Genomic DNA, 10,719 nt, shown 5'->3' with positions numbered 1-10,719 from the left:
GCGCCGGGCCGCGGATGCGGCGTCCCGGGCGTTGGGCGGCGGGGCGGAGGCGGCGGCGAGCACCGCCCGCTGCACCGGCTCGATCTCCATGCCGAGGTCCATGGCGAGTTTTCGGACGTACTCCGGGCGCTTCTCCCGGTCCTTGAGCTGCGCGACCAGTGGCGCGGCCCGGCGCATCGCCTCGACCCGGCCGTCGACGGTGTCCAGGTCGTACCGGCTGATCACGTGCCGCAGCGCGAAGTCGACCAGCGGCTCGCGCCGGGCGACCAGGTCGCGCACGGCCAGGTCACCCTTGGCCAGCCGCAGCTCGCACGGGTCCATGTTGTCCGGGCTGACCGCGATGAACGTCCGGCCCACGAACCGTTGGTCGTCGGAGAAGGCGCGCAGCGCGGCCTTCTGGCCGGCGGCATCCCCGTCGAAGGTGAAGATGATCTCCCCGGCCACCGAGTCGGTGTCCAGCAGCAGCCGGCGCAGCACCCCGATGTGGTCCGCGCCGAACGCGGTGCCACAGGTCGCCACCGCCGTCGTCACGCCCGCCAGGTGGCACGCCATCACGTCGGTGTAGCCCTCGACGATCACCGCTCGACCCTGCTTGGCGATCTCGCGCTTGGCCTGGTCGATGCCGTAGAGCACGTGCGACTTCTTGTAGATCGGCGTCTCGGGGGTGTTCAGGTATTTCGGCCCGTCGTCGTCGTCGAAGAGCTTGCGGGCGCCGAAGCCGATCACGTCACCGGCGAGGTCGCGGATCGGCCAGAGCAGCCGGCGGCGGAACCGGTCGATCAGCGTGCCGGACCGGGACTCGCGGGACAACCCCGCGGTGACCAGCTCCTGGTGGCTGAAGCCCTGCTGGCGAAGGTGCTTGGTGAGCAGGTCCCAACCCTCCGGCGCGAAGCCGCAGCCGTAGCGTTCGGCGGCGGCCCGGTCGAAGCCACGCTGAGCCAGGAACTCCCGCGCCGGCCGGGCGCCCGCGGTGCTCAGCTGCGCCCGGTAGAACTCGACGGCGGCGGCGTGCGCGGCCACCAGGCGCTGGCGCTGGCCCTGCTGCGGACGCGGGCGCGGGGTGCCCTTGTCGTCCTCCACGTACCGCAGCTGGATGCCGGCGCGGCCCGCCAGCCGTTCGACGGACTCGACGAAGCTGAGGTGCTCGGCGTCCATCAGGAACTTGATCGCGTCGCCGCCGGCCCCGCAGCCGAAGCAGTACCAGACGTTGCGGGCCGGGGAGACGTTGAACGAGGGGCTCTTCTCGTCGTGGAACGGGCACAGGCCCTTGAGGTTGCCGCCGCCGGCGGACTTCAGGGTGACGGTCTCGGAGATCACATCCCCGATCGAGGTGCGTTCCCGGACCAGTGCGATGTCCTCGTCCCGGATCCGCCCAGCCATGCGCCACCCCCTCGCCGTACATCCTGCCCTGCCGGACCGACGACGTGCCCGCCGGGGGACGCCGGGTGTGGCGACGGCCGCTGCCGGCTCCGCGGTTCCGGCCCGGGAGCCGGGCCCGCGCGGGGACCATGACCAGATGCGCAGGGTACGCACCGCCGGCGCCCGCCTGCCGGGATGGTTGGCCGGTCGGCTGGGCGTACGCGGGGCGGCGCCGCTGGCGGACGAGGCCGGGCACCGGCACGCCACCTGGCTGGAACTGTTCCTGGACGTCATCTTCGTGTACGCGCTGGCGGCGGTCGTGGCCCGGCTGGGCGGCGAACCCAGTCCCTCGCCGAGGGCCGTGCTGGCCGTGATCGGGCTGTTCGTGGTGATCCAGTGGGCCTGGCTGGGACAGGTCTACTACGACACCCGGTTCGATCCGGATGACGCGCTGCACCGACTGCTGGTGCTGGTCGCCCTGGTCGGTGCGGGCGCGATGACGCTCGGTGTCGACGAGGTTCCGGAGAGCCCGCTCCTGCCGATCGGGTACCTGATCGTGCGGGGCGTACTGCTCCTGTTGTACCTGCGTGCCCGCCCGACCAGCCCGATGGCCCGCGTGGTGACGACGGTCTACCTGATCGGCTTCGGGTCGGGCTGGCTGATCTGGCTGCTGTCGCTGCCGGCGCCCACCGAGCTGCGCCCGGTCCTGTGGATCGTCGCGATGGTCATCGAACTGGCCACGCCGTGGGTGGGGGCGCGCTGGCTCAACCGCTGGCCGGTGGACAACCGGCATCTGCCGGAACGGATCGGGCAGTTCACCATCATCGTCCTGGGCAGCGCGCTGGCCAGCCTCCTCTTCGCGGTGCCGGACCACCCCCCGCCACACATGATCCTCACCGCGGCGTTGGCCTTCCTGATCCCGGCGGCCGTGTGGTGGGTCTACACCACCTTCGTCACCACCCGCCTGACCCAGAGTCGGCTACGCGGCGGGCAGGCGTACAGCTACCTGCACATTCCGCTCGGCGGCTCGCTGCTGCTGCTCGGCTGGGCGCTCGGGCAGGTGGTCCGGCTGGTCGACGACGACGTGACCCGGCTGCCGCTGGAGCTGCGGCTCCTGCTGGGCGCCTCGATGGTGGTGTGGACGGCATGTGGCCTGGCCCTGTACTGGCTGTGGACCCGGCCGAGCGCCGCCCGGTTGGCGATCGCCGCCTACGGGGTGATCTCGGTCTGTGTGATCACCGGGACGGTGCACCAGCCGAAGGTGATGCTGTCGCTGCTGGCCGCGGCGATCGTCGGGTACGCCGTCCTGCTCAGCCGGCGACTCGCTCGGGCCGGTGAGGCCAACCAGACACCCGAGGGATGAGCCGTCCTCAGGCCGCCGTGGCCGGCTCGGCCGTGGTCTCCTCCTCGGCCGCCACCTGGCGATTCCAGTCGGCCTTGGTCGAGCGCCAGCCCTCGTCGTCCATGCCGCGCCGCCAGTAGCCGGAAATGGAGAGCCGATCGGCGGGCACGCCGCGCTCCCCGCGCAGCAGCCGGCGCAGCTCCCGGACGAAGATCGCCTCGCCGTGGACGAAGGCGTGCACCTGACCGGGCGGGAACTCCAGCTCCCGTACCGCCGCGACCAGCGCCTGACCGACCGGGCGGTCGCCGCGGTGCAGCCAGGTGAGCTGGACGGCGCCCGGGCTGAGCAGTTTCTGCTCCTCCGCCGGGTCGGCGATCTCCAGGAAGACATGGGCCGGGGCGCCCAGCGGCAGCCGTTCCAGGGCGGCGCCGATCGCCGGCAGCGCGCTCTCGTCGCCGACCAGCAGGTGCCAGTCCGCGTCCGGGTCCGGGGCGTACGCCCCGCCGGGGCCGACGAAGTGCACCGGATCGCCCGGGCGCAGGGCGGCGGCCCACGGCCCGGCCAGCCCCTCGTCGCCGTGGTGCACCACGTCGACGGTCAGCTCCTCGGCGAGGGGGTCCCAGCGCCGCACGGTGTACGCACGCAGCCGGGGCCACTGCTCGCGGGGCAGGTCCCGGCGGATCGCGGCGAGGTCCAGCGGCTCCGGGTACGCGACGCCCGGCTGCGGGAAGACCACCTTGATGTAGTGGTCGGTGAACTCGCCCACCGGCAGGTCGGCCAGCGCGTCCCCGCCGAGGATGAGCCGGATGAGGTGCGGGGTGGGCCGCTCGGTGCGCAGCACCCGGACCGAGGTGACGTTCCTGGGGCGTTCCGTCATGTCACTTAGGCTAGCCTAATCTTTGCCGGCCCCGACCGGCGGTGCGCTGCCATCGACCAGACGGGTGTGCCAGGTCACGGCCGCCGGGTCGGTGAGCGAGGCGACCTGGTCGATCACCACCCGCAGTCGGGCGGCGTCGTCGGGCGCGGCCCGCCACAGCGGCGCGAAGACCGGATCGAGCCCGTCCGGCGCCCGCCGGACCAGCGCGGCCACCAGCTCGGCCAACATCGTGCGCTGCCGCTCGTAGCGACCCCGGAACCCGGAACGGCGCATCACGTAGCGCAGCGCGATGCCCTTGAGCAGGGCGCAGTGGGCCCGGACCAGACGCGGCACCACCAGGTCGGCCGCGTAGCGGCGGTGCGGGCCGGGGCCGAAACGCTCCTCGGTGGCGGCGACCGCCGCGGAGACGAACCGGCCGGTCAGCCCACTGGTGGTGGCCTTCAACGCGACCTGGGCCCGGTGGCTGCCGTCGTACCCGGCGAGCGGGGCCAGCAGCGGGTCCGCCAGCAGCTCGACCAGGAGGTCGGCCAGATCCTCCGGGGACTCCCCGGAGTAGGTGGCGGCCACGTCGGCGCAGAGCGCGGCCCGCTCGTCGGCGTCGGCGAGCAGCGGGCGCAGCGTCACGTACCCGCCGTGGATGCCGTCCTCCACGTCGTGCACCGAGTACGCGACGTCGTCGGCCCAGTCCATCACCTGGGCCTCCAGGCAGCGCCGGTCACCGGGCGCGCCGACCCGGATCCAGTCGAAGACCGGCACGTCGTCGGCGTACACCCCGAACTTGCGCTGCCCCGGCCGGCGCGGCCAGGGGTACTTGCCGATGGCGTCGAGCGAGGCGCGGGTCAGGTTCAGCCCGGCGGACGAGCCGTCCGGGGCGAGCACCTTCGCCTCCAGCCGGGTCAGCACCCGCAGCGTCTGCGCGTTGCCCTCGAAACCGCCGCAGGGTGTGGCGAGCAGGTCCAGCGCCGCTTCGCCGTTGTGCCCGAACGGCGGGTGCCCGAGGTCGTGGGCGAGCCCGGCGACGTCCACCACGTCGGGATCACAGCCCAGCCGGGCGCCCATCTCCCGGGCGATCTGCGCGACCTCCAGCGAGTGGGTCAGCCGGGTACGCAGGAAGTCGTCGGTGCCGGCGGTGTGCACCTGCGTCTTGGTGGCCAGCCGGCGGAACGCCGCGGAGTGCAGCACCCGGGCGCGGTCGCGCTCGTACGGTGACCGACGGTGGCCGGTGTCCTTGGGGGCCTCCTCGACCAGCCGGGCCTCCGCCGCGGCGGACGGCGATCCGGTCAACCGGTCACCGGCCCCGCCCCGTCGTCGCGCCACCTCTGGTCGCGACCGCGGGCCCGCATGCCCGGCTCACTCCACCCGCTCACGAAGGACGCAGAACTCGTTGCCCTCCGGGTCGGCCAGCACCGTCCACTCCACCTCGTCGCCCTGGCCGATGTCGACGTGCCGGGCGCCCATGTCGACCAGCCGCTCGACCTCGGCCTCCCGGTCGGCGGGGCGCAGGTCGAGGTGCAGCCGGTTCTTGCGCTCCTTGCCGTCGGCCACCGGTACGAAGACCAGGCCGGGCAGCCGGTCGGCGGACTGGCGGATCTCCACCTCGTCCGGCTTTTCGGCGATGACCTGGTAGCCGAGCGCCTCGGCCCACCACCGGGCCAGCCGGCCCGGATCGCGGGCGTCGACGGTCAGGCTCTCCCAGACGCTGCTCATGCAGTCACCCTTCCCCTTCGACGGCGCGCGCAATCGGCGGTGTACGAGCGAGCCAAGATTACGCCGGGTAGGCCCGCCCGGCCTGCCCGCGACGCCTCGTCAACGGGTCCACAACCGCCGATTGGCCGGCAGTTGCCAGCCGATCGCCGACGGTTACGGGCTCACGGGGCGAGGCGGCCGTCCGTGGCGTTTCCAGCGCGGAACGTGACCGACCGATGGCATCTGAGCCTCGGTCGGCGCCGGCGGCGAAGGAGCCCGCCGCCGGCGTACGCGTCAGCGACTGTCCGATCCGCCGGTCTCCACGACCGCCCGGCCGGCCTCCAGCCGGGCCACGGGCACCCGGAACGGCGAGCAGGAGACGTAGTCCAGGCCGACCTCGTGGAAGAAGTGCACCGAGTCGGGGTCGCCGCCGTGCTCACCGCAGACACCGAGCTTCAGACCGGGCCGGGCGGCCCGGCCCTCGTCGGCGGCGATCCGCACCAGCCGGCCGACGCCGTCGCGGTCGATCGACTCGAACGGCGAGATGCCGAAGATACCCAGCTCCAGGTAGCGCCAGAAGAACGCGCCCTCGACGTCGTCCCGGGAGAAGCCCCAACCCATCTGGGTGAGGTCGTTGGTGCCGAAGGAGAAGAACTCGGCCGCCTCGGCGATCTGCCCGGCGGTCAGCGCCGCCCGGGGCACCTCGATCATGGTGCCGATCAGCACCTCGACCCCGCTGTCCCCGACCACCTCGGCGATGATCTTCTCGGCCTCGGCGCGCACCGTCTCCAGCTCCTGCACGGCGCCGACCAGCGGCACCATGATCTCCGGCTTGGCCACCCCGCCGCCGCGGGCGCAGGCGACGGCCGCCTCGGCGATGGCCCGGACCTGCATCGCGAACAGGCCGGGGATGACCAGGCCGAGACGGACGCCCCGCAGCCCGAGCATCGGGTTCTCCTCGTGCATCCGCCGGACGGCCGCGAGCAGCGCCTCCTCCTTGGCCACGTCCTCGCCGCGCTCCTGGGCGACCGCGACGTTGACCGCGAGCTGCTCCAGCGGCGGCAGGAACTCGTGCAGCGGCGGGTCGATCAGCCGGACGGTCACCGGCAGGCCGTCCATCTCGCGGAAGATCTCCTCGAAGTCGGCCCGCTGCAAGGGCAGCAGCGCCGCCAGCGCCGCCTCCCGCTCGCCCTCGGCCCGCGCCAGGATCAGCCGCTCGACCAACTCCCGCCGGTCACCGAGGAACATGTGTTCGGTGCGGCACAGACCGATGCCCTCGGCGCCGAAGCGCCGGGCCCGGGCGGCGTCCGCGCCGGTGTCGGCGTTCGTGCGGACCGCGAGCCGCCGCCGGCCGTCGGCGTGCGTCATGATCCGGTGTACGGCCCGGACCAGCGCGTTGTCGATGTGCTCCGGGTCGAGACTGCCCTCGAAGTACTGCACCACCTCCGACGGCATGACCGGCACCTCGCCCAGGTAGACCTTGCCGGTGGTGCCGTCGATGGAGACGACGTCGCCCTCGCTCACGGTCTGCCCGGCCACCGTGAACCGCTTCGCCGGCACGTTCACGTCGATCTCGTCCGCGCCGGAGACGCAGGTCTTGCCCATCCCCCGGGCCACCACGGCGGCGTGGCTGGTCTTGCCACCGCGGGAGGTGAGAATGCCCTTGGCGGCGATCATGCCGTTCAGGTCGTCCGGGTTGGTCTCCCGGCGGACCAGGATCACCGACTCGCCCTCGGCCGCCAGCTCGACAGCCCGGGCGGAGGTGAAGACCACCTTGCCCGACGCCGCGCCCGGCGAGGCGCCGATGCCCTTGGCGACCGGCTGGAACTCGTGGTCGAGCTGGAAGCGCGGGAACATCAGCTGGGCCAACTGGGCGCCGTTGACCCGATGCAGCGCCTCGTCCAGGTCGATCAGGCCCTCGTCGACGAGCTGCCCGGCGATGACGAACGCGGCGGCGGCGGTGCGCTTGCCGACCCGGGTCTGCAACATCCACAGCTTGCCGCGCTCGATGGTGAACTCGATGTCGCAGAGGTCCCGGTAGTGCTCCTCCAGCCGGGCCATGAAGGAGAGCAGCTGGTCGTAGGACGTCTTGTCCAGCTGCTCCAGCTCCTGCAACGGCACCGTGTTGCGGATGCCGGCGACCACGTCCTCGCCCTGCGCGTTGGCCAGGTAGTCGCCGTAGATGCCCTGGGCGCCGCTGGCCGGGTCGCGGGTGAACGCGACGCCGGTGCCGGAGTCGGGGCCGAGGTTGCCGAAGACCATGGTCACCACGTTGACCGCGGTGCCGAGGTCGGCCGGGATGCGCTCCTGGCGGCGGTAGAGCACCGCGCGCTCGGCGTTCCACGACTCGAAGACCGCCCGGATGGCCAGGTCGAGCTGTTCGCGCGGCTGCTGCGGGAACTCCCGACCGGTGTGCTTGAGGAAGATCTTCTTGTACGCGTCGACCAGCCCCCGCAGGTCGTCGGCGTCCAGATCCAGGTCGTTGTGGGTGCCCTTGGCGCGCTTGACGTCGTCGAGGGCGTGCTCGAACTCCTCGCCCGGAACCTCGCAGACGGTCTTGCCGAACATCTGGATGAGTCGCCGGTAGGAGTCCCACGCGAACCGGTCGTTGCCGCCCGCCTGGGCGGAGAGGCCAACCACGCTCTGGTCGTTGAGGCCGACGTTGAGGACGGTCTCCATCATGCCGGGCATGGAGAACTTGGCGCCGGAGCGGACGGAGACCAGCAGCGGGTCCTGCGGGTCACCGAGGCGCTTGCCCATCGCGCGCTCCAGCGATTCCAGGTGCGCCTCGATCTGGCCGGCGAGCCCGTCCGGCTCCCGGCCCGTCGCGAGGTACGCCTGGCAGGCCTCGGTGGTGATGGTGAAGCCGGGCGGAACGGGCAGACCGAGGTTGGTCATCTCGGCGAGGTTGGCGCCCTTGCCGCCGAGCAGGTCCTTGAGGTCCTTGTTGCCCTCGGTGAAGTCGTAGACGTACTTGTGATCGACGGTCTCTTGCGCTGCCACCAGAGCCTCCCACGCGCGCCGGATTGACACTTAACGAAGGTTCAGTTTCCTCATACCCCGGGACTGACCACCGGTAATCCCGGGGTCGACGCCGATCGGTGGGCGAAGGTTAAGCGAACATCGAGTGGCCTGGGACCGTTCGGTGACAATCGGCACAGCTATCACGACTATCCGCGTTCGTACCGGTTTTTGGGAACGCTTCCACGCGCACGATCACGCATCCCGGCCTGTCGCCGTACCCTTGACGGCAACGCCAGCCGGTGAACCTCACTTTTGCCATAACCGACGCGAATACACCCCCCGGAGCCGCCGCCGTGTCGACCATCCCCTCCCCCGGACCCACCGCCGTGCCCGGCGGGCCCGGTGCCACCGGTTCCGTGCCGTTGTCGGTTCACGAACCAGACGCCGCCACCCTGGCCCGGTCGGCCGACAAGGCCGCCGGCGAGCTGCTCGCCCCGCCGGCCCCGGTCCAACTGCCCGACGTCGTGCCCGCCCCGCAGCGCGTCGAGCCGGACCCGGCCGAGGACTGGCTGCTGTCACCCGACGCCGTCATCGTGACCAGCGCCGACCCCGCCGCGCTGACGGTCGCCGCGTACCTCGCCGAGCTGCTCCGACCGGCCACCGGTTACCCGCTGCCGGTCACCGACACCACCCGACCGGCAGCGACCGGCGGCATCGCGCTCGTGCTGACCGGCGACGACAGCCTGAAAGACGACGCCAGCCTCAACGACGATGACGGCCTGGGCGCCGAGGGTTACCAGCTCGCGGTGACCCGCGCCGGAGTCACCATCACCGCGGCCACCGCCACCGGCCTCTTCCACGGCGTGCAGACCCTGCGCCAGCTGCTGCCACCGACGATCGAGAGCGCGGTCCCGGTCACCGAACGGTGGATGCTGCCCGGCGGGACCATCACCGACGCACCCCGGTTCCCGTACCGGGGCGCGATGCTCGACGTGGCACGCCACTTCTTCCCCGTCGAGGACGTGCTGCGCGTCGTCGACCACCTGGCCCGCTACAAGCTCAACCACCTGCACCTGCACCTCACCGACGACCAGGGCTGGCGGATCGCCGTCGACTCCTGGCCGAGGCTGAGCACCGTCGGCGGGGCGACCGAGGTCGGCGGCGGCCCGGGTGGGCACTACACGAAGGCCGACTACCGGCGGATCGTCTCCTACGCAGCCGCCCGCCACGTCACCGTCGTCCCGGAGATCGACCTCCCCGGGCACACCAACTCGGCGTTGGTCGCGTACCCCGAGCTGGCGCCGGACAAGGTCGCACCGCCGCCGTACACCGGCACCGAGGTCGGCTTCAGCTACGTCGACCCGGCCGACGAGCGGACGTACGACTTCATCACCGACGTGCTGGGCGAGGTGGCCGCGCTCACCCCCGGGCCCTGGCTGCACATCGGCGGAGACGAGGCTTTCAAGGTCAAGGGCGAGGTCTACACCGGTTTCGTCGAGCGGACGCAGCGAATCGTCGCCGACACGGGCAAGACCGTCGTCGGTTGGCACCAGCTCGCGCCGGCCGCGCACGTCGACGGACGGGTCCTGCAGTGGTGGGGCACGAACGGCGACGACCCGGCCACCCTCGAGGCGGTACGCCGGGGCGCCCGGCTGATCCTCTCCCCCGGCAACCACGCCTACCTGGACATGAAGTACGCCCCGGACACCCCGGTCGGGCAGGACTGGGCCGGCCTCATCGACGTGCGCCGGGCGTACGACTGGGATCCCGGGTCACACGTGACGGGCGTGGCCGACGATGCGGTGCTCGGTGTCGAGGCGCCGCTCTGGACCGAATCGGTCACCTCGCTGGCCGAGATCGAGTTCATGCTGCTGCCCAGGCTGCCCGCCATCGCCGAGCTGGGTTGGTCTCCCCGGGCGACGCACGACTGGGCCGGGTTCCGCGACCGGTTGGCCGGGCACGGCCGGCGCTGGACCGCCGCCGGAATCACCTTCCACCGCGCGCCCGAAGTCCCCTGGCCGGTCGAGGGTGCCGGGTCCGCCCAGCCCGTCCGCCCGCAGATCCCGGCCCAGCCCGGCCCCGACAACGCGCCCGTGCCCAGCACCGACAACCCCTGAGGCCCCCCGAAACCGGTCAGATCACCTCACCTTGATCGGGCGTGCCCGCCGGCCGCCGCCCTGGCGGAAGCCCGCGGTGCGCGGCCACGGGCGGCGTCCGCACCTGAGAGCCCGATACCTCAGAGTCATATTTATGCCTCTGAGTCATCGGCCTCAACCTAGTGGGCCTCGCGTCGCCGTTCGTGCCCACCACTGCAGGACCCGGCCAGCCCGTTTGCGCGTGTCTCACGGGCACTGTCGGCTCGGCTCGGCCACTGAGAGGTGATCGACTCCAGCTCGCCGACATCGGGGCATTGTGCGCCCGGGACACAACGACATCGCCGATACCGAGTCGATGGCCTGACCCCGCCGCCCACCCCACCGCACCTTCACCC

At 72.2% G+C, this 10,719-nt stretch carries 6 protein-coding genes and 1 pseudogene; 2 read left to right on the top strand and 5 right to left on the bottom strand.

Annotated features, from left to right (window positions below; all coding sequences use genetic code 11):
* A pseudogene (gene dnaG, locus EAD98_RS14455) lies at positions 1-1,402 on the bottom strand (DNA primase); the annotation flags it as partial.
* A gap of 114 nt (positions 1,403-1,516) precedes the next feature.
* On the opposite strand from dnaG, the gene EAD98_RS14450 reads away from it, so the two are divergent.
* Complete coding sequence (locus tag EAD98_RS14450) at positions 1,517-2,722, top strand: low temperature requirement protein A (RefSeq protein ID WP_158609798.1); 1,206 nt, start codon at positions 1,517-1,519, stop codon at positions 2,720-2,722.
* A gap of 7 nt (positions 2,723-2,729) precedes the next feature.
* Here EAD98_RS14450 and EAD98_RS14445 read toward each other — a convergent pair whose 3' ends face one another.
* From EAD98_RS14445 to ppdK, 4 genes are all read right to left on the bottom strand, one after another.
* Positions 2,730-3,578: a siderophore-interacting protein gene (locus tag EAD98_RS14445; RefSeq protein ID WP_121654569.1), complete on the bottom strand. Its 849-nt coding sequence runs from the start codon at positions 3,576-3,578 to the stop codon at positions 2,730-2,732.
* A gap of 15 nt (positions 3,579-3,593) precedes the next feature.
* Positions 3,594-4,862, bottom strand: coding sequence for a deoxyguanosinetriphosphate triphosphohydrolase (locus EAD98_RS14440; protein ID WP_121654568.1), 1,269 nt, complete (start codon positions 4,860-4,862; stop codon positions 3,594-3,596).
* Positions 4,863-4,928: 66 nt separating this feature from the next.
* On the bottom strand, positions 4,929-5,285 hold the full coding sequence (locus EAD98_RS14435) for a VOC family protein (RefSeq protein ID WP_121654567.1): 357 nt from the start codon (positions 5,283-5,285) through the stop codon (positions 4,929-4,931).
* A 273-nt stretch (positions 5,286-5,558) separates the two neighbouring features.
* On the bottom strand, positions 5,559-8,267 hold the full coding sequence (ppdK, locus tag EAD98_RS14430; protein WP_121654572.1) for a pyruvate, phosphate dikinase: 2,709 nt from the start codon (positions 8,265-8,267) through the stop codon (positions 5,559-5,561).
* A gap of 377 nt (positions 8,268-8,644) precedes the next feature.
* Here ppdK and EAD98_RS14425 point away from each other — a divergent pair, with 377 nt between their 5' ends.
* Positions 8,645-10,345, top strand: coding sequence for a beta-N-acetylhexosaminidase (locus tag EAD98_RS14425; RefSeq protein WP_233583822.1), 1,701 nt, complete (start codon positions 8,645-8,647; stop codon positions 10,343-10,345).
* The last annotated feature ends 374 nt before the right edge of the window (positions 10,346-10,719 follow it).

This window comes from Micromonospora sp. CV4 (assembly GCF_003667455.1).
Classification (GTDB): domain Bacteria; phylum Actinomycetota; class Actinomycetes; order Mycobacteriales; family Micromonosporaceae; genus Micromonospora.
Note: the sequence above shows the minus strand (reverse complement) of the source record. Positions and strands in the feature narration are given on the sequence as shown.